This is a genomic window from Salinivibrio sp. PR919, assembly GCF_001995355.1.
Classification (GTDB): domain Bacteria; phylum Pseudomonadota; class Gammaproteobacteria; order Enterobacterales; family Vibrionaceae; genus Salinivibrio; species Salinivibrio proteolyticus.
The window spans coordinates 16,452-35,070 of record NZ_MUFL01000001.1 but is presented as its reverse complement, the minus strand read 5'-3'; the positions used below and the strand labels follow the sequence as shown (position 1 = coordinate 35,070).

20 protein-coding genes are annotated in these 18,619 nt (G+C 51.2%); 2 read left to right on the top strand and 18 right to left on the bottom strand.

Annotation, left to right across the window (positions count from 1 at the left end; translation table 11 throughout):
* Positions 1 to 14: 14 nt before the first annotated feature.
* The 12 genes from BZG83_RS00165 to trmJ all read right to left on the bottom strand — a co-directional run bounded on the left by BZG83_RS00165 (position 15) and on the right by trmJ (position 9,888).
* Positions 15 to 1,136: a bifunctional tRNA (adenosine(37)-C2)-methyltransferase TrmG/ribosomal RNA large subunit methyltransferase RlmN gene (locus tag BZG83_RS00165; protein WP_077478910.1), complete on the bottom strand. Its 1,122-nt coding sequence runs from the start codon at positions 1,134 to 1,136 to the stop codon at positions 15 to 17.
* A 236-nt stretch (positions 1,137 to 1,372) separates the two neighbouring features.
* On the bottom strand, positions 1,373 to 1,801 hold the full coding sequence (ndk, locus tag BZG83_RS00160) for a nucleoside-diphosphate kinase (RefSeq protein ID WP_077478909.1): 429 nt from the start codon (positions 1,799 to 1,801) through the stop codon (positions 1,373 to 1,375).
* A gap of 155 nt (positions 1,802 to 1,956) precedes the next feature.
* Entirely contained in the window at positions 1,957 to 3,252 is a 1,296-nt protein-coding gene (gene pepB / locus BZG83_RS00155) for an aminopeptidase PepB (protein WP_077478908.1), read from the bottom strand.
* A 205-nt stretch (positions 3,253 to 3,457) separates the two neighbouring features.
* Positions 3,458 to 3,658 carry a Fe-S cluster assembly protein IscX gene (gene iscX, locus BZG83_RS00150; protein WP_077478907.1) on the bottom strand — a complete coding sequence of 67 codons (201 nt, stop codon included), beginning with the start codon at positions 3,656 to 3,658 and terminating at the stop codon, positions 3,458 to 3,460.
* Positions 3,659 to 3,686: 28 nt separating this feature from the next.
* Entirely contained in the window at positions 3,687 to 4,025 is a 339-nt protein-coding gene (gene fdx, locus BZG83_RS00145) for an ISC system 2Fe-2S type ferredoxin (RefSeq protein WP_069590648.1), read from the bottom strand.
* Positions 4,026 to 4,027: 2 nt separating this feature from the next.
* On the bottom strand, positions 4,028 to 5,878 hold the full coding sequence (hscA, locus tag BZG83_RS00140; RefSeq protein ID WP_077478906.1) for a Fe-S protein assembly chaperone HscA: 1,851 nt from the start codon (positions 5,876 to 5,878) through the stop codon (positions 4,028 to 4,030).
* A 47-nt stretch (positions 5,879 to 5,925) separates the two neighbouring features.
* Complete coding sequence (hscB, locus tag BZG83_RS00135; RefSeq protein WP_069590645.1) at positions 5,926 to 6,438, bottom strand: co-chaperone HscB; 513 nt, start codon at positions 6,436 to 6,438, stop codon at positions 5,926 to 5,928.
* Between the two features lie 13 nt (positions 6,439 to 6,451).
* Positions 6,452 to 6,775 (bottom strand): iron-sulfur cluster assembly protein IscA, encoded by a 324-nt coding sequence (gene iscA, locus BZG83_RS00130; RefSeq protein WP_069590643.1) that lies wholly within the window; start codon positions 6,773 to 6,775, stop codon positions 6,452 to 6,454.
* Between the two features lie 21 nt (positions 6,776 to 6,796).
* On the bottom strand, positions 6,797 to 7,180 hold the full coding sequence (gene iscU, locus BZG83_RS00125; protein ID WP_069590641.1) for a Fe-S cluster assembly scaffold IscU: 384 nt from the start codon (positions 7,178 to 7,180) through the stop codon (positions 6,797 to 6,799).
* A 54-nt stretch (positions 7,181 to 7,234) separates the two neighbouring features.
* Positions 7,235 to 8,449, bottom strand: a complete 1,215-nt coding sequence (locus BZG83_RS00120; RefSeq protein WP_069590640.1) for an IscS subfamily cysteine desulfurase — start codon at positions 8,447 to 8,449, stop codon at positions 7,235 to 7,237.
* A 29-nt stretch (positions 8,450 to 8,478) separates the two neighbouring features.
* On the bottom strand, positions 8,479 to 9,000 hold the full coding sequence (iscR, locus tag BZG83_RS00115; protein WP_077478905.1) for a Fe-S cluster assembly transcriptional regulator IscR: 522 nt from the start codon (positions 8,998 to 9,000) through the stop codon (positions 8,479 to 8,481).
* 132 nt (positions 9,001 to 9,132) lie between these two features.
* Complete coding sequence (trmJ, locus tag BZG83_RS00110) at positions 9,133 to 9,888, bottom strand: tRNA (cytosine(32)/uridine(32)-2'-O)-methyltransferase TrmJ (RefSeq protein ID WP_077478904.1); 756 nt, start codon at positions 9,886 to 9,888, stop codon at positions 9,133 to 9,135.
* Between the two features lie 261 nt (positions 9,889 to 10,149).
* Here trmJ and suhB point away from each other — a divergent pair, with 261 nt between their 5' ends.
* Positions 10,150 to 10,953: an inositol-1-monophosphatase gene (suhB, locus tag BZG83_RS00105; protein WP_069590632.1), complete on the top strand. Its 804-nt coding sequence runs from the start codon at positions 10,150 to 10,152 to the stop codon at positions 10,951 to 10,953.
* 108 nt (positions 10,954 to 11,061) lie between these two features.
* Here suhB and secF read toward each other — a convergent pair whose 3' ends face one another.
* From secF to queA, 5 genes are all read right to left on the bottom strand, one after another.
* The gene (secF, locus tag BZG83_RS00100; protein WP_077478903.1) at positions 11,062 to 12,009 is read right to left on the bottom strand and encodes a protein translocase subunit SecF; all 948 of its coding nucleotides are present in this window, start codon (positions 12,007 to 12,009) and stop codon (positions 11,062 to 11,064) included.
* Positions 12,010 to 12,020: 11 nt separating this feature from the next.
* Positions 12,021 to 13,874, bottom strand: coding sequence for a protein translocase subunit SecD (gene secD / locus BZG83_RS00095; RefSeq protein ID WP_077478902.1), 1,854 nt, complete (start codon positions 13,872 to 13,874; stop codon positions 12,021 to 12,023).
* A 27-nt stretch (positions 13,875 to 13,901) separates the two neighbouring features.
* Positions 13,902 to 14,231, bottom strand: a complete 330-nt coding sequence (gene yajC / locus BZG83_RS00090; RefSeq protein ID WP_069590628.1) for a preprotein translocase subunit YajC — start codon at positions 14,229 to 14,231, stop codon at positions 13,902 to 13,904.
* Positions 14,232 to 14,267: 36 nt separating this feature from the next.
* Complete coding sequence (gene tgt, locus BZG83_RS00085; RefSeq protein WP_069590626.1) at positions 14,268 to 15,389, bottom strand: tRNA guanosine(34) transglycosylase Tgt; 1,122 nt, start codon at positions 15,387 to 15,389, stop codon at positions 14,268 to 14,270.
* Between the two features lie 84 nt (positions 15,390 to 15,473).
* On the bottom strand, positions 15,474 to 16,553 hold the full coding sequence (queA, locus tag BZG83_RS00080; protein ID WP_077478901.1) for a tRNA preQ1(34) S-adenosylmethionine ribosyltransferase-isomerase QueA: 1,080 nt from the start codon (positions 16,551 to 16,553) through the stop codon (positions 15,474 to 15,476).
* A gap of 218 nt (positions 16,554 to 16,771) precedes the next feature.
* On the opposite strand from queA, the gene BZG83_RS00075 reads away from it, so the two are divergent.
* A complete protein-coding gene (locus tag BZG83_RS00075; RefSeq protein WP_069590622.1) occupies positions 16,772 to 17,212 on the top strand; it encodes a CBS domain-containing protein in 441 nt (146 codons plus the stop codon).
* 45 nt (positions 17,213 to 17,257) lie between these two features.
* Here BZG83_RS00075 and aceA read toward each other — a convergent pair whose 3' ends face one another.
* Positions 17,258 to 18,562 (bottom strand): isocitrate lyase, encoded by a 1,305-nt coding sequence (gene aceA, locus BZG83_RS00070; RefSeq protein ID WP_069590620.1) that lies wholly within the window; start codon positions 18,560 to 18,562, stop codon positions 17,258 to 17,260.
* Positions 18,563 to 18,619 lie beyond the last annotated feature (57 nt).

Here is an 18,619-nt window from a genome sequence, read left to right as displayed (position 1 = left end):
TCTGAGCCTAACGGTCAGACTGGACGAACAGGGATAACCTCCTGTGCACCCAGTCGCTTCTCGGCGCGTTTGGTTCGATCAATGATATCGCCAGCTAATTGTCCACAAGCGGCATCAATATCATCTCCACGCGTCTTGCGTACCGTCACGGTAAAATCGTATTCCATCAAGGTTTTCATAAACCTATCGATACGAGAATTACTCGGTTTCTTGTACGGAGACTCAGGATACGGGTTAAATGGAATAAGGTTAATCTTCGCTGGCGTATCTTTCAGTAGCTCTGCGAGCTGACGCGCATGCTCCATATAATCATTGACATGATCGAGCAAAATATACTCAACCGTGACACGACCACGGTTCGCGTTCGATGTCGCAATATAGCGGCGTACGGCATCAAGGAATGCCTCAATGTCCCAGCGGTCATTGATTGGCATGATCTGGCTGCGAAGCTCATCGTTCGGCGCATGCAGAGAAATCGCCAACGCAACGTCGATTTTACCGATCATTTGCTCAAGGCCAGATACAACCCCTGAGGTTGAGACCGTCACGCGACGCTTCGATAGGCCATAGGCGTTATCGTCTAGCATCAGGTTCAACGCTGGGATCAGGTTTTTCATGTTCAGTAACGGCTCGCCCATGCCCATCATCACCACGTTAGTGATCGGACGGCGACCGGTTTCTTTTTCAATCCCAATTTCTTTCGCCGCACGCCATACCTGACCGATGATCTCAGACACGCGCAAGTTGCGGTTAAAGCCTTGGGCACCGGTCGAGCAGAATTTACAATCCAGTGCACAACCAACCTGCGAAGAAACACACAAGGTAGCCCGGTCATCTTCTGGGATATAGACGGTTTCAACATTTTGGCCAGCCACACGCATGGCCCATTTAATGGTGCCATCTTTTGAGTACTGGGCCGATGCCACTTCTGGTGCGCGGATCTCAGCCACACGCTTGAGTTTCTCACGCAACTTCTTGTTGATGTTGTTCATCTCATCGAAGTCGTCGCAACCGAAGTGATAGATCCACTTCATGACTTGGTCGGCACGGAATGCCTTTTCGCCGAGCTCGTCAGCAAAATATGCACGGAGTGCCTGCCTGTCAAAATCAAGCAGATTAACTTTCTCTGTTGTCATTGGGGGTTGCCTCGTAAGAACTAGCTGTGTGGTAAAGACAAGTATATTCGCCATTGCGTCACGCTGCTTGTCCGCCCTGTCATGCCGACAAGGGGCTGGCGTGCGCGCTCAAGGCGCGAAATTGTACAGGCTTTAGATCACAGTTTCCACTCTCAGCGAGCAGGGTTATTTGCACTTAAGACGTAAAAAAAGAGGCCAACGCCTCTTTTTAAAACACCCGTGCGCTAAAAGCGGGATTAGCAACGAGGATGGATCTCATCAGCCGTGAAGAAGTAAGCAATTTCACGCTCAGCAGACGCGGGGCTATCCGAGCCATGCACTGAGTTGTATTGCATGCTTTCTGCAAAATCGGCGCGCAAGGTGCCACAGGCCGCTTCTTCTGGGTTGGTTTTCCCCATTAGCTCGCGATAACGGCTAATCGCGCCCTCACCTTCTAGCACTTGGACCATAATGGGACCCGAGGTCATAAACTCAACCAGTGACGCAAAGAACGGTTTGCCTTGGTGTTCGGCATAAAACCCTTCTGCTTGCTCCTTGGTCAGATGCAGCATTTTCGCTGCGACAATACGCAAACCAGCACTTTCGATACGCTGATAGATAGCAYCAATGAGGTTACGCTCTACGGCATCAGGCTTGACGATAGAAAAAGTGCGTTCAATGGTCATTCGCTTTTCCTTTCACTCTCTGTAATGGGCCTCAAGGGACGATACGGGCCTACCCTAGCAGACTTTATCCGTGCGCCCTATGGCTAATCAGGCGAAGCGTTAACTGGCACAAAAAAATCAGTGACATGCTTCGCCTATTTTCAGTCAATGAGCAATTATTTCGCCTCATCCAGCAACACACGGGCAAGGGTTTTCACGCCCATACCGGTTGCGCCCACCGCCCATTTGTCATTCGCGGCTTTTCGGTAGGTGCCGGAGCAATCAACGTGCATCCAACCTTTTTGATAATCCTCCACGAAGTAGGACAAGAACGCAGCCGCGGTGCTCGCGCCTGGCATGTATGCACCAGAAGACGCATTGGCAATGTCCGCGAACGATGAAGGCAAGAGTTTCCGGTGGAATTCTGCCAGTGGCAGCGGCCACATACCTTCACCTTCTTGCTGCGCCGCCTCAAGGGTGCGATGCGCCAGCGAGTCGTCAAAACTGAATAAAGCGTGATAGTCATTACCCAACGCGGCTTTCGCTGCACCGGTTAGGGTCGCGCAATCAATCAAGAGTTCAGGCTTGTGTTCACTGGCGTACATCAGACCATCGGCTAAGACTAATCGGCCTTCCGCATCAGTGTTGAGCACTTCGACCGTCACACCGTTTTTGTAGGTAATGATATCCCCAAGCTTATAGGCGCTGCTTGAGATCATGTTTTCTGCGCAGCATAGGATCAGTTTGACGCGCTTATTCAGCCCTTTAGCAATCGCCATTGCTAATGCGCCGGTCGCGGTGGCAGCCCCCCCCATATCGGCTTTCATCGACGCCATAAAGTCAGACGGCTTAATGCTGTAACCGCCCGAGTCGAAGGTGATCCCTTTCCCCACTAAACACGCATAGACAGGGGCAGATTCATCACCAGTTGGGTTGAAGTCAAGCTGCAGCATGGTCGGTTTACGCGCCGAACCACGTCCAACGGTGTAAATGCCGTTCCAACCTTGCTCAAGCAAATCGGTGCCAGAAATAATTTTATAACTGACCGCCTCCGGGGCCATGGATTTGACAAACTCCCCCGCGCGGGCAGCTAGTTGATGAGGGCCCACTTCTTCGGCAGTTTGGTTGATAATGTCGCGCACCCAATCGCCCACTTGCTGGCGCAGGGCGAACTCATCGGCATCGGCGCCACTGAGCACCGCCTGTTCAAATGCGACGGCATTTTTCGGGCCGCGCAAACCTTGATAGAACGCCCACGCCAGTTCCAAGTCCCACTGGTCACCACCAAGCGTTAATGCGGGTACGCCTTGCCCTTCAAGCTTGCGAGCGGCTTGCTGTACTCTATCACGTTGCGTCTCGCCTTTTGGCGCGTGTACAACCGCTTTATCCGCCTCAAATGAGACCAAGGCGTTCTCGCCCCAATGCGCGGCTGCCGGTTCATACGACAAAGTAACCATTAATGTTTCAGACATAGTTGCACTCCTTGTACTATCGCGCTGCTTTTTGCTGCGCAGCGTCATCCGGCTATCTTAATCGAGGTCGATGACAGCCAGTTGAATGTAAAAAAGCGAGCCGATTGGCCCGCTTTTAATAATGTGTTAGATATTTGGCCACAGATACTGTGCCGAGGCAGTGGCTAAAATACAAGTATTATCAGCCACTCACGAGAGTTAACCCTCAGTCTAGCTCATCCATCCAACACATGATGATCGCTTCTAGGATACGCTCATTGGAGCGCTCCGGATCGTCATCAAAATCCTCTAACTCAGTGATCCAACGGTGTAAATCCGTAAAGCGTACCGCTTTAGGATCTACATCTGGGTAAATATCACTCAGTTCAATCGCGATATCGCGTGAATCTGTCCATTTCAAGCTCATCTTGCTTCTCCGTCCTTAGCGGCTTGGATTAATGGTTTTCTGCCGCATGGTTGAGGGTATAACGTGGGATCTCGACCACGAGATCTTCATCCGTGATTTTTGCCTGACAGCCGAGACGCGATTCAGGCTCCAGCCCCCACGCTTTATCCAGCATATCGTCTTCTAGCTCGTCACTTTCGTCGAGTGAGTCGAAGCCTTCACGAACAATGATGTGACATGTGGTACAGGCACAGGACTTTTCACAGGCATGTTCAATCCCAATACCGTTTTTTAGTGCCACGTCGAGAACCGTTTCACCTTCTTTGGCCTCTAATTCTGCGCCTTCTGGACACAAATCTTGGTGTGGCAGAACAATAATCTTAGGCATGATTACACCTCATCAATGGATTGGCCGGCCAACGCATGACGAATCGATTGGTCCATGCGACGTGCCGCAAAAGTCTGGCTTGCTTTATCCAGCGCTTTGATTCCGGCTTCTATCGCAGCGCCATCATCACCGTTGCGCAGAGCGATCAGTTTTTCTATTTCATTCACCAGTGCTTGTTGCTCATCGGCATCAAGCAAGGTATCGCCATCTTGTTGCATCGCAACAAGCAGCCCTTCAATCACGCGGTCAGCTTCAACACGCTGCTCTGCTAAGTAGCGCGCGTCTTTGTCTTCCGCCGCATGGGTAAACGATGATTTGATCATCGTAGCGATCTCGTCATCGCTGAGGCCGTAAGACGGCTTCACTTGGATGGACGCTTCAACCTCGGTCGATTTTTCCATCGCGGTGACAGACAGCAAACCGTCAGCATCCACTTGATAGGTGACGCGCACATGTGCCGCGCCAGCCGTCATAGGTGGAATGCCTTTCAGGCTAAACTGGGCCAGTGAGCGACAGTCGTCGACCATCTCACGCTCGCCTTGTACTACATGCACTTTCATGCCGGTTTGGCCGTCTTTGAAGGTCGTAAACTCTTGCGCTTTGGCGACAGGAATCGTGGTATTACGTGGAATGATTTTTTCCACCAAGCCACCCATGGTCTCAATACCGAGTGACAAGGGGATCACATCCAACAACAACATGTCAGAGTCTGGCTTGTTGCCGACTAAAATATCCGCTTGAGTGGCCGCGCCCATGGCAACCACTTTATCTGGGTCAATGCTGGTGAGGGGCTCACGACCGAAGAATTGGCCAACCTGCTCACGAACCGCAGGCACACGGGTTGAACCGCCCACCATAACCACTTCCAGCACTTCATCAGCACTGACACTGGCATCTTTCAGTGCACGACGGCACGACATCAAGGTTTTCTTGATCAGTGGCGCCACCAGCTGATCGAAGGTTTCTCGCGTCAGCACGCCCTGCCAACCAAGCACATCAATGGCAGTGGTGTCCGCCGACGATAGCGCAATTTTGGCTTGTGTCGCCGCGTGAAGCACCGTACGACGCTCATCACCACTCAGGGTTTCAAATCCGGCTTGCTCGCAGATCCACTGTTCAACCAAGTGGTCAAAATCGTCGCCACCCAGTGCCGAGTCACCGCCCGTGGCCATGACCTCAAACACCCCTTTCGAAAGGCGCAAAATAGAAATATCAAAGGTACCGCCGCCAAGGTCGTACACGGCAATCACGCCTTCTTGACCAGAGTCGAGGCCGTAGGCAATCGCCGCTGCAGTTGGCTCATTAAGCAGGCGCAAGACATTAAGGCCTGCAAGTTTGGCCGCATCTTTGGTCCCTGCGCGCTGCGCATCGTCAAAGTAAGCGGGCACCGTAATGACCACGCCTTCTAAGGCGTCGCCCAGGCTGTCCTCAGCACGCTCACGAACAGCACGTAAAATATCAGCCGAACCTTGAACTGGGTTAATCGCCCCTCGACGCGTCTCGACTTGTGGAAGGCCGTTTTCGGTTTTAGAAAACTGATAAGGCAAATTAGGGTAGCGAGCTTGGACATCTTCCAATGAGCGCCCCATCATACGCTTCACGGACACCAAGGTGTTCGCGCTGTCTGTCTGCACTTTGTCTAGTGCATCGTAACCGACAGAAACAGTCTCTTCACCGTAGTGGACGACGGAGGGGATTAAAGGTCGGTCTTGATGGTCGTTCAAGGTGGTCGCCTTGCCACTTCTCACCGACGCTACCWAGGTGTTGGTGGTCCCTAAATCAATGCCCACCGCGTGTTTGTGCTCGTGCGGCGCAGCACTTTGACCGGGTTCTGAAATCTGTAACAGTGCCATGTCGGATCCTTAAACTTTACTGCGTTGACAGGCGAATAAGTGCAACATCAGCCCATGAGCTGATCTTCAACGCGTTCCACTTCTTGACGAAGTTTGACCGCAAACTTGAGCTTACGAACGATCACCGCAGCATCTTGCCACTGCGATTGTGCTAGCGCAGTTTTAACGTCCGCGATCAAGCTGTCGTAAAGCGCTTGGGCTTTCTCACCAAAATCAAACAATGCCGCGTCGTCATGACTGTCGGTGATTGACTCAAGTTCTTCGCGCAGCATCATTTGCTGCATTAAAAACTCCGGATCCTGCATGGTCTGTTGCTCGTCTTTCAAGTCAATACCCTGCAGGAGCAGCATGTATTCTGCGCGACTCACCGGATCTTTTAAGGTCTGGAACGCATCGTTTATTTGGGATGCTTTCTGTACCGCCTGAAGACGGGTCTTATCGTCTTGGCTAGCCACATTGTCGGGGTGGTACTGACGTTGCAGTTCCCGGAATGTGGAAGAAAGCGAGCTACCGTCCAGCTCAAACTGGTACGGTAGCTCGAAGAGTTCAAAATGATTCATGTGCTCTCACGAATTACACGTTAAAGCTTTCGCCACAACCACACTCGCTGCTCACGTTAGGGTTGTTGAACTGGAAGCCCTCATTAAGGCCTTCTTTCACAAAGTCCAGCTCTGTCCCTTCGAGATAAAGCAGGCTTTTGCTGTCGACAATCACCTTTACACCGTCACGTTCGAACACCTGATCGCCTTCTTGCAGCTCATCAGCAAACTCAAGGACATAAGCCATGCCCGAGCAACCTGACGTTCTGACACCCAGTCGCAGGCCGATGCCTTTGCCTCGGTTATCCAAAAAAGCTCTGACGCGATCAGATGCCGCTTGTGTCATGGTAATCGCCATAGTTACAACAACCCCTTGGTTTTACTGCTGGTGTTTTTTCTTGTAGTCACTCACTGCCGCTTTGATAGCGTCTTCTGCCAAGATAGAGCAGTGCACTTTTACCGGCGGAAGTTCTAGCTCTTCGGCGATCTCTGAGTTTTTGATCGCGGCGGCATCATCAATTGAGCGGCCTTTTACCCACTCAGTCACTAGCGAGCTTGATGCAATCGCTGACCCACAACCGTAGGTTTTAAATTTGGCGTCTTCGATGATGCCTTGGTCGTTCACCTTGATTTGTAGCTTCATAACGTCACCACAAGCCGGCGCACCTACCATGCCGCTACCGACAGACGGATCATCTTTTTCAAACGCACCGACGTTACGTGGGTTTTCGTAGTGGTCAATTACTTTATCGCTGTAAGCCATAATCGTTTCCTCAAATATGATTGCTCACTGTTGCCAGCTGGCGCGTTTTTTGAATTAGTGGTGCGCCCATTCAACGGTACTTAGGTCGATACCGTCTTTGTACATATCCCACAATGGAGACATTTCACGCAGTTTGTTCACCGCTTCGCGGACTTTTTCAACCGCGTAGTCCACTTCTTCCTCTGTGGTGAAGCGGCCAAATGAGAAACGCAGTGAGCTGTGTGCAAGCTCATCGTCACGTCCCAGTGCACGCAATACGTAAGAAGGCTCAAGGCTTGCTGACGTACAGGCTGAGCCTGAAGAAACGGCAAGGTCTTTCAATGCCATCAGCAAAGATTCGCCTTCAACAAACGCAAAGCTCACGTTTAGGTTGTGTGGAACACGCTGTTCCATATCACCGTTGACGTAGACTTCTTCCAGATCTTTGACGCCTTCGTAGAAGCGGTTACGCAATGCCAGTGCATGTTGGTAATCTTTTTCACGCTCTTCTTTGGCAATACGGAAAGCTTCACCCATGCCCACGATTTGGTGGGTAGGGAGTGTACCTGAACGCATACCGCGTTCGTGGCCACCACCGTGCATTTGCGCTTCGATACGTACGCGTGGTTTACGGCGTACATACAGTGCCCCGATACCTTTAGGTCCGTAAGCTTTGTGGGCGCTGAATGAAATCAGGTCCACTTTCATTTCTTGCACATCGATAGGCAGTTTACCGACAGATTGCGCCGCATCGACATGGAACATGATCTTGCGCTCACGACACAGTTCGCCAATGGCCGCGATATCTTGAATCACACCGATCTCGTTGTTCACGTGCATAATGGACACCAAGATGGTGTCGTCACGCATCGCAGCTTCGAGCTTTTTCATGTCTACCAAGCCATTTTCTTCTGGCTCAAGGTAGGTAACTTCAAAGCCCTCACGCTCGAGTTGACGGCATGGGTCCAACACCGCTTTATGCTCGGTTTTACAAGTAATGACGTGCTTGCCTTTCTTCGCGTAGAAGTGAGCGATGCCTTTAATTGCCAAGTTGTCAGACTCGGTCGCACCAGAGGTAAAGACGATTTCACGAGGATCAGCGTTACAGTAGTTCGCGATGTGCTCACGAGCGGTATCTACCGCTTCTTCTGCCTGCCAGCCAAAACGGTGCGAGCGAGAGGCCGGGTTACCAAAGAACCCGTCCATAGTCAGGTACTGACTCATTTTTTCAGCCACACGCGGATCAACCGGACACGTGGCTGAGTAATCAAAATAAATGGGCAATTTCATGTTTTTCTCCAATTACACCGACATGGTCATCAGGAGCGAACATTGACACCAATGGTGACACTGTCTTGCTTTACTTGTGAGCTAAAAGAATGTCTGGGCGCCAAGGTGGCATCCAGTTTAGCGTCCTGACGATCTGCTACTTGCTTCACTTCGTTATCTTGCATCAGCTCACCGAGCGTGATGTCATTTAGAAAACCGCTTATACGGGCACTTAAATCGCGCCACAAGGTATGCGTCAAACAGCGAGTACCGCCTTGACAGTCAGCTTTACCTTGGCACTTAGTGGCGTCTACGGATTCGTCAACCGCCGCGATCACGGCACCTACCGCGATATCAGTGGCTTCTACACCAAGACGATAACCACCGCCTGGGCCACGAACACTGCTCACTAGCCCCGCCTTACGCAGGCGAGAAAAAAGTTGCTCAAGGTAAGACAATGAAATGCCTTGACGCTCAGAAATGTCTGCCAGTGGCACCGGGCCCTGCTCAGAATGAAGGGCGACATCGAGCATCGCGGTTACCGCATAACGGCCTTTCGAAGTCAGTCTCATAACACGCTACCTGTGGTGAATAGATGGTCAAATGGTTACATACTTGAGTGTTTTGGTCAAGTATTTACCTGAGTAATTTAGTCAGGTTTTATTTGCCCTATTACGTCGTGCCAATGAGATCGATCAATGCCGTTATGAATTCTCTTTATTGGATGGTGATGCCTCTGCTGGCTGGGTCCCTTTTTCAACCGACGACAAGACGCCTCGCAGAATATTAAGCTCTTGGCTCTCCAGCCTTGCGCGATTAAACAGACGACGCAATTTGGTCATCACCATGCCAGGATGCTGTTTACGAATAAAACCAGTTTGGGTTAACACCTTTTCAAGGTGTTGGTAAAAACGGCTCAGCTCTTCATTAAGCGGATAGTCTTGAACCTGACTCTCGCCTTGATACGCCTGGCTTTCTAACCATGCCATACGTAGCTCATAGCAGAGTGTTTGCACCGCCATGGCCAAATTCAACGAGCTGTAATCTGGGTTGGCAGGAATAGCGACATGATAATGACAAGTTTGCAACTCCTCATTTGTGAGTCCTGTGCGCTCACGGCCGAACACAATCGCAACCGGATGAGACGGTGCTTCAGACAAGGCCTTTTTCCCACACTCGCGGGCATCTAGCATCGGCCATTCTAGCGTTCGGCTACGTGCACTGGTCCCAATCACCAAGCCACAATCGGCCACGGCTTCTTCAAGCGTGTCCACCACTCGCGCGTTATTGGCGATATCACTGGCACCGGCAGCCAGTGCAATGGCTTGCCCATCAACGTCACATTGAGGTGCCACTAGGGTCATACGGCTTAAGCCCATTACTTTCATGGCTCGTGCCGCCGAGCCGATATTGCCGGAGTGGGAAGTGCCCACTAGCACTACGCGAATTTGATCTAGCATGGTGTTATCGTCGTCTCTTGCACTACTGGGGTAATTATTGGCTTTGACTACCCGCAAGCAGAGGTCTGAAAGATCTGCGCAGTTTATCACAGTGCAATCGATAATACTTCTCAGCTAGGACAAGAGCGACTATTAACGAAAAACATGTTACCGCGCTAATTGTCTGACTCGTGGCGATGAAAAAATAACCACTTTCCTTTTCATCCAGCTCTGTTATACTCGCGCCCGCTTTCGTTCTTTAACATCCGTTGGGAAAATCGTATGCATCCGATGCTAAACATCGCCGTCCGTGCTGCACGGAAGGCTGGCGACTTTATCGCTAAATCTGCAGAACACAGAGACAACATCGAAACCGCGCAAAAAGGCACCAATGACTTTGTCACCAATGTGGACAAAGGTGCTGAGCAAATCATCATCGACATCATCAAAAAGTCCTACCCTGACCACACCATCGTTGGTGAAGAATCTGGCGTTGCGGAAGGTAAAGATAGCGACTATCAATGGATCATCGACCCACTGGATGGCACCACTAACTTCGTTAATGGCTTACCTCACTTCAGCGTTTCTATTGCTGTGCGCATTAAAGGCCGCACCGAAATCGGCTGCGTGTATGACCCAATGCGTAACGAGCTATTCACCGCACAACGCGGTGCTGGCGCGCAACTTAATAACAAACGTATCCGTACCGGCAGCGCAAAAGATCTGAACGGCACCATCCTCGCGACGGGGTTCCCCTTCAAAGCGAAGCAACATGCTGAAGGCTTTATGGCCGTGATCAGTGCTTTGTTTGTTGATTGTGCAGACTTCCGTCGTACCGGTTCAGCAGCCTTGGATCTGTGCTACGTGGCCGCTGGCCGTGTGGACGGTTTCTTTGAGCTTGGCCTTAAGCCGTGGGACCTTGCGGCCGGTGAGCTGATTGCTCGTGAAGCGGGTGCGATTTGTACCGACTTTAGTGGCGGCACCGATTACATGCACTCAGGCAACATTGTCAGTGGTAACCCACGTATCGTGAAAGGTATGCTGGCAAAAGTGCGTGAGAATGCGCCTGAGTCGATGAAGAAATAATCGACACGACAGACGAAACAAGAAAAAAGCGGTGCTCATCGAGCGCCGCTTTTTTTATTACCAAATGGAGTGGTAAAGCAGCGGCCACCGAGTCGGTAGCCGACAGCATTAAGGCATAGAGTCGAACTCTTGACCTTCTTTTTCCACCTCGGGTACCAGCAAGTGCTCGCGAGTAATCCCCAATTTCAGCGCCAACGCTGACGCAACGTAAATCGAAGAATACGTACCTACCGTGATACCAATCAGCAATGCCATGGCAAACCCGTGGATCATTGAACCGCCCAAGGTGAATAGAGCGATAACCACAAACAAGGTGGTCCCGGATGTAATCGTGGTCCGGCTTAAGGTTTGTGAGATAGAGGCGTTGATAATCTCATCCGACTCGCCTTTACGCAGCTTACGGAAGTTTTCACGAATCCGGTCAAATACCACGATGGTATCGTTCAACGAGTAACCCACCACCGTTAGCAACGCGGCAACAATGGTCAAGTCTACTTCAACTTGGAACAGTGAGAAGATCCCTAAGGTGATGATCACATCATGCGCCAACGCCATAACTGCACCGGCAGCCAGACGCCACTCAAAGCGGAATGAGACGTAGATCAAAATACAAACCAAGGCAATGATGATCGCCAGACCACCCGCTTCGGTCAGTTCGTCCCCGACGTTTGGACCCACAAACTCAATCCGGCGCATTTCGACTGCTTCACCCGTGCCTTCTTTGATCGCACGGAGCACTTCGTTACCCAGATTTTCGCCCTGCATATCATCGCGCGGACGCAAACGGACCWTCACATCCGTAGCGCTGCCGAAGTTTTGCACCACCGCATCGTCAAACCCATCAGCAGATAAGGCTTCACGAATTGCAGGCAAATCTGCCGGCTGCTCGAAGCCGACTTCAATCAGGGTTCCGCCAGTAAAGTCCAGCCCCCAATTCAACCATTTGGTTGACAGGGTGACCACAGACGCGGCAATCATGACAAGCGAAAAAACGAAGGCCAACTTGGACCAACGCATAAAGTTGATCGACATGTCTGGTTTAAAAATTTGAAACATGCTTGGCTCCCTTAAATCGACAGTTTCTTGACGCGTTTACCGCCGTACACCAGGTTAACCAGCGCACGTGTACCGATAATGGCCGTAAACATTGAGGTCAAAATACCGATCGACAGCGTCACAGCAAAGCCTTTGATTGCCCCTGTACCCACTGCAAACAAGATGATGGCAGTGATCAATGTGGTGATATTGGCATCAGCAATGGTACTGAAGGCATTGGAGTAACCCCGATCAATCGCATGTTGTGGATTACGCCCTTCAATCAGCTCCTCGCGGATACGCTCAAAGATAAGTACGTTCGCATCCACGGCCATCCCCACGGTGAGGACAATACCGGCAATGCCGGGTAGCGTCATGGTCGCCCCAGGAATCAAAGACATGATACCGATGATCAGCACGATATTCGCAAACAGCGCACAGTTAGCAAAAAGGCCAAAGCGACGGTAGTAAATCAAGGTGAAGATCATCACCGCAACCAATCCCCAGATACAGGCTTGCACACCCATATTGATGTTTTGCTGCCCCATAGATGGACCAATGGTGCGCTCTTCAACAATAGAGATGGGAGCAATCAAGGCACCTGCACGTAACAGCAACGCGAGGTTGTGTGCTTCTGCAGGCGAGTCGATGCCAGTAATCCGGAAGTTACGCCCCAACGCCGATTGAATCGTCGCTTGGTTGATCACTTCTTCGTGCTTTTCCAAGATCACTTTGCCGTTTTCGTCGCGCTCTCCGCTGTCTTTGTACTCAGCGAAAACCGTTGCCATCAGTTCACCAATATGGCGTTTACTGAAGTCCGACATCTTGTCGCCACCTTCGCTATCTAGCGAGATATTGACTTGAGGACGGCTGTATTCGTCACGTGACGAGCTCGCATCGGTAATATGAGACCCGGTCAGGATCACGCGCTTTTTCAACACGGTTGGACGACCATCACGGGTCATCATCAGCTCGCTACCCGGCGGCACTCGGCCAGCCATGGCAGCAGACAAGTCGGCGTCTTGATCCACTTCGCGAAATTCCAAGGTCGCCGTCGCGCCAAGAATTTCTTTCGCACGCGCCGTATCTTGTACACCCGGAAGCTCAACCACAATGCGGCTCGCGCCTTGACGTTGCACCAATGGCTCGGCCACACCTAATTCATTCACACGGTTACGCAAAATGGTGATGTTTTGTGCCACCGCGTAGTTACGAATTTCTTTCAGGCGCTCTTCTTTGTAGACGGCGGTCAGTTTGCCTTGATCGCCATCTACCGAGAAGTTCATATCCAGATAGTTGTTCGACAGCAGCTCAAGTGCTTTGTCTGTGTCTTGCGCATTACGCAGAAGCACCACAACGCGGGTATTATCTTCAATTCGAATGCCGCGGTAGCGAATACGCGCTTCGCGCAGATCAGTACGGAAGCTGTCTTCCTGCTGCGTCATCAGCTTTTCGAGTGCCGCGTCCATGTCCACTTCCATGAGAAAGTGCACACYGCCACGCAAGTCAAGACCAAGCTTCATAGGCGTGGCACCCAGCGCGTCTAGCCAAGTCGGCGTCGCCGGAGCCAGGTTTAAAGCCACCACATAGTCGTTGCTATCAAAACGGGACATCAGAAGATCGCGAGCACTGATTTGGGTCTCAGTGTCTTTAAAGCGGGCCAACACGGTGCCGTCTTCGAGCGCGATAGATTGATAGGAGAGATCGTTGGATTCGAGGGTTTGTTTGATGGAGTCCAGCGCAGTCATATCTACCGAGGCGCCACGCGCCCCGGAAATTTGTACTGCTGGATCTTCACCGTATAAATTGGGAAGCGCATACACGATGCCGGTAACCAAGATTACCAGCAACATGATGTACTTCCACAAAGGATAACGGTTTAGCACAGCATGCATCCTTTATGGTTGCGAGAATTAAAGAGACTGGATGGTACCCTTAGGTAGAACAGCGGTCACGAAGTCTTTTTTAATCGTCACTTCGTTGTCGTCGTTCAGGGCGATGACAATAAAATCATTGTCTTCAGCGATTTGGGTGATTTTACCCACCAAACCACCACCGGTCAGTACTTCGTCCCCTTTGCTCATAGAAGCCATCAAGTTCTTGTGCTCTTTAACACGTTTGGCTTGCGGGCGGTAAATCATAAAGTAGAAAATCACCGCAAAAAGGCCAAGCATGATAAATAGCTGCATACCACCACCTTGTGGTCCGGCTTCAGCGGCTGCGTGAGCTTGTGAGATAAACATTCAATCACGTCCTCGTTCTAGTTGTTGAATTCGAAATCAGTCGAGCGGCGGCACTTCCTTGCCACGACGCGCGTAGAAATCCTCTACAAAGGCATCTAATCTACCTTCGTCAATCGCGTGACGCAAACCTTCCATCACTCGTTGATAGTAACGTAAGTTATGGATGGTATTGAGGCGCGCGCCAAGAATTTCGTTACAGCGGTCTAAATGGTGCAAGTAAGCACGGCTGTAATGGCGGCAAGTGTAACAGTCACACTCTGGATCCAGTGGCGAGGTATCACTTTTATGTTTCGCATTACGGATCTTGATCACACCGCCGGTAATAAAGAGGTGGCCGTTGCGGGCATTTCGGGTTGGCATCACACAATCAAACATGTCTACGCCACGACGAACGCCTTCCACCAAATCTTCAGGCTTACCCACGCCCATCAGATAGCGGGGCTTATCTTCTGGTAGTTGCGGACAGGTATGCTCCAAGATGCGGTGCATGTCTTCTTTTGGCTCACCCACGGCCAAACCACCGACAGCATAACCATCAAAGCCAATCTCAGTGAGCCCTTTGACCGATACATCGCGCAGATCTTCATATACACCACCTTGCACGATACCGAACAGCGCATTTTTGTTACCTAATTTGTCAAAGTGATTGCGGCTGCGCTTTGCCCAGCGTAATGACATCTCCATCGACTTTTTCGCTTCGGCGTGCGTCGCAGGGTAAGGGGTACACTCATCAAAAATCATTACGATGTCTGAACCAAGGTCATATTGGATCTCCATCGATTTTTCCGCATCCATAAAGATGCGATCACCATTCACAGGGTTACGGAAATGAACCCCTTCTTCGGTGATTTTACGGATATCGCCCAAGCTGAAGACTTGGAAGCCGCCAGAGTCGGTCAAGATGGGTCCTTGCCACTGCATAAAGTCATGCAAATCCCCGTGCAGTCGCATTACCTCTTGACCCGGACGTAGCCAAAGGTGGAAGGTGTTGCCAAGCAAGATTTCGGCACCGGTTCCTTTAACTTCTTCTGGGGTCATTCCTTTTACGGTCCCGTACGTTCCTACCGGCATAAATGCTGGGGTTTCTACAGTCCCGCGCTCAAAGATCAAACGGCCACGGCGGGCGCGTCCGTCGGTTTTCTTCAGTTCGTATTCCACGAATCCTCCTCAGTGCCAGAGAAACAGTCTGGCGTGTGTCTTATGCGTGCAAGGTTTATCATGCCGCAAGCATCGCACGAGCAGTTAATCTCGTGTCGTTGTCGATGAGTCAGCGTCTTGCTGACGGGTAATAAACATGGCATCGCCGTAGCTGAAAAAGCGATAGCGCTCTTCAACTGCCGCACGATAGGCGGCCATGGTATGTTCGTAACCGGCAAAAGAGCTCACCAGCATGATCAAGGTTGATTCCGGCAAGTGAAAATTGGTCACTAACACGTCCACCAGCTGCCATTGATAACCAGGATAGATAAAAATCTGAGTATCGTTGAAAAATGGCGCCAACGGCTCACCGTTTTGCTTCGCCGCTTGTGCCGCACTTTCCAGTGAACGCACCGAGGTGGTTCCCACCGCAATCACGCGTTTACCTTGCGCACGGGTGTGGTTCACCGCATCAACAACCTCTTGTGGCACTTCCGCATACTCTGCATGCATTACGTGCTCTTCGATATTATCAACGCGCACGGGTTGGAATGTTCCGGCGCCGACGTGCAAGGTAACAAACGCCATATTGACGCCTTTTTCTTTAAGCGCAGCCATAATGGCATCGTCAAAGTGTAACCCCGCCGTTGGCGCAGCAACTGCCCCGGGCTTTTGGTTATACACAGTTTGATAGCGTTCTTTATCGCTCTCTTCATCAGGGCGGTCGATGTATGGCGGCAACGGCATATGGCCGATGTCGTTAAGCGTATCTACCACGCCTTTATCGCCGTTTAGCTGGATTTCGAACAAAGCATCGTGGCGTGCCACCATCTCTGCAGGGATCTGTCCGTCATCGCCAAGGAATAATTCGGCACCGGGTTTGGGGGCTTTAGACGCGCGCACGTGGGCGAGGAAACGACGTTCGTCGAGCACGCGCTCCACCAGCACCTCTATTTTACCGCCCGACGCTTTGCGGCCATACACACGCGCAGGGATCACTCGTGTGTTGTTGAACACCATCAAATCCCCAGGCTCAACCAGCTCGAGGATATCTTTAAACTGACGATGTACCACCTCACCGCTTGTGCCATCGAGTGACAATAAGCGACTTGCACTGCGATCCGGCTGCGGATAGCGTGCAATTAACTCATCGGGAAGTTCAAAGTGAAAATCGGATAATTGCATGACATTTGCCTAGATAAAAAGCAGGCCGCTAGTATAGGTTCACCACGGTGAATATCAAGCAAGGTGGAGGATTAGTCGCCGCTTAAACTGTCACATCTTATTGCACTTCGCCTGCCTTTTATAACAACTATCCTTGATACGTATCACGTCGAATTAGTGCTAGGTAGACTAGAGTGTAAGTATAGCTTCCCTTCCCTGTCTTACTGTAAGGAGGTGCCATGTTTATCGTTGATGACATGATGACCCGGCATCCACATACGCTCTCCCCGGAACACACCTTGGCCGACGCTCATACGCTGATGAGTGCCGAACGCTTTCGTCATTTACCTGTGGTTGATGATGCGCAGCGACTGGTAGGACTCGTGACGCAACGCGACGTGCTATCCGCTCAAGCCTCTTCGTTAGGTAAAGCGACTAACGGGGACAACGAAATGAATACGCCCCTGTCGCATTTTGCTCATCGTCAACTAGTGACGGTGGATCCAGAAGCCTCTCTACGCGCAGCCGCCTTGACCATGCTAGAGCGCAAAATCGGTTGTTTGCCTGTGATTAAAAATCAGAAGTTGGTTGGCATTATTACCGACAGCGATTTTGTCGCCATAGCCTCAACTTTGTTGGAAATCCAAGAAGAAACTGAGCCCATGGAGGCCGACGAATAAAAAAGGGGAGTGTCGCCACTCCCCGTTTCGTCCCATCCGCATGGGTTAGAACTGATCTTCTTCGGTTGAGCCAGTCAACGCTGTCACCGACGATTGACCACCCTGAATGGTGTTGGTCATTTGGTCAAAGTAACCCGTGCCCACTTCTTGCTGGTGCGCCACAAAGGTGTAGCCCCGTTCAGCCGCTTCAAACTCTGGGCGCTGCACTTTTTCGACATAGTGACGCATCCCCTCACCTTGCGCATAAGCGTGGGCTAAATCAAACATGTTGTACCACATATTATGAATACCCGCTAAGGTGATGAACTGATACTTATAGCCCATGTCAGAAAGCGCTTGTTGGAAACGGGCAATCGTGTCTGCATCCAAGTTTTTCTCCCAGTTAAATGACGGAGAGCAGTTATAAGCCAGCAATTGATCGGGGTATTTGGCGTGAATGGCTTCGGCAAATTGACGCGCTTCTTCTAAATCAGGTTTGGCCGTTTCACACCAAACTAAATCGGCATACGGCGCGTAGGCCAAGCCGCGAGAAATGGCTTGCTCAATCCCCGCACGCACACGGTAAAAGCCTTCGGCCGTACGCTCGCCGACAATAAAGTCCTTATCGTAGGGGTCGCAATCCGACGTCAGCAAGTCTGCCGCATTGGCGTCGGTGCGCGCAATGACTAAGGTATCTGTCCCTGCAACGTCCGCTGCTAAACGCGCTGCCACCAGTTTTTGCACCGCTTCTTGGGTCGGCACCAATACCTTGCCCCCCATGTGGCCACATTTTTTCACCGACGCGAGCTGATCTTCGAAGTGCACCCCAGCGGCACCTGCATCAATCATGCTGCGCATCAACTCATACGCGTTGAGTACGCCGCCAAAGCCTGCTTCTGCATCGGCAACAATCGGCAAAAAGTAATCAATGCCATCTTCCGGGCTGCCCCCTTTCGACCATTGGATCTGGTCGGCACGGCGAAAAGCATTATTAATGCGCTTTACCACCGCAGGTACCGAGTCGACGGGATACAGTGATTGGTCTGGATACATGCTTGAGGCAGTGTTGTTATCCGCCGCCACTTGCCAGCCGGAGAGGTAAATGGCTTCAATTCCCGCTTTGGCCTGCTGGACAGCTTGCCCACCAGTGAGTGCACCAAGGCAATTCACATAGCCCTTTTTGGCCTCACCATTGACAAGATCCCAAAGCTTAGCGGCACCGCGCTTGGCAATGGTGTTTTCTGGGACAAAAGAGCCGCGTAGGTTCACCACCTCTTCCGCGCTGTAAGTCCGTTTTACGTTTTTCCAACGTGGATTTTCTGCCCACTCTTTTTCCAGTTGAGCGATTTGTTGTTGGCGAGTTAAAGTCATGTTCCATTCCTCTTATTTCTCGGGCGCAAGCCCAGTCCTGTCAATCCATTTTGTTGT

Excerpts from the sequence above, each read along its gene's own strand:
- BZG83_RS00165 (WP_077478910.1), bottom strand. The coding sequence starts at position 1,136 with ATGACAACAGAGAAAGTTAATCTGCTTGATTTTGACAGGCAGGCACTC.
- pepB (WP_077478908.1), bottom strand. The coding sequence starts at position 3,252 with ATGTCTGAAACATTAATGGTTACTTTGTCGTATGAACCGGCAGCCGCG.
- iscX (WP_077478907.1), bottom strand. The coding sequence starts at position 3,658 with ATGAGCTTGAAATGGACAGATTCACGCGATATCGCGATTGAACTGAGT.
- fdx (WP_069590648.1), bottom strand. The coding sequence starts at position 4,025 with ATGCCTAAGATTATTGTTCTGCCACACCAAGATTTGTGTCCAGAAGGC.
- hscB (WP_069590645.1), bottom strand. The coding sequence starts at position 6,438 with ATGAATCATTTTGAACTCTTCGAGCTACCGTACCAGTTTGAGCTGGAC.
- iscA (WP_069590643.1), bottom strand. The coding sequence starts at position 6,775 with ATGGCGATTACCATGACACAAGCGGCATCTGATCGCGTCAGAGCTTTT.
- iscU (WP_069590641.1), bottom strand. The coding sequence starts at position 7,180 with ATGGCTTACAGCGATAAAGTAATTGACCACTACGAAAACCCACGTAAC.
- BZG83_RS00120 (WP_069590640.1), bottom strand. The coding sequence starts at position 8,449 with ATGAAATTGCCCATTTATTTTGATTACTCAGCCACGTGTCCGGTTGAT.
- iscR (WP_077478905.1), bottom strand. The coding sequence starts at position 9,000 with ATGAGACTGACTTCGAAAGGCCGTTATGCGGTAACCGCGATGCTCGAT.
- trmJ (WP_077478904.1), bottom strand. The coding sequence starts at position 9,888 with ATGCTAGATCAAATTCGCGTAGTGCTAGTGGGCACTTCCCACTCCGGC.
- suhB (WP_069590632.1), top strand. The coding sequence starts at position 10,150 with ATGCATCCGATGCTAAACATCGCCGTCCGTGCTGCACGGAAGGCTGGC.
- yajC (WP_069590628.1), bottom strand. The coding sequence starts at position 14,231 with ATGTTTATCTCACAAGCTCACGCAGCCGCTGAAGCCGGACCACAAGGT.
- queA (WP_077478901.1), bottom strand. The coding sequence starts at position 16,553 with ATGCAATTATCCGATTTTCACTTTGAACTTCCCGATGAGTTAATTGCA.
- BZG83_RS00075 (WP_069590622.1), top strand. The coding sequence starts at position 16,772 with ATGTTTATCGTTGATGACATGATGACCCGGCATCCACATACGCTCTCC.
- aceA (WP_069590620.1), bottom strand. The coding sequence starts at position 18,562 with ATGACTTTAACTCGCCAACAACAAATCGCTCAACTGGAAAAAGAGTGG.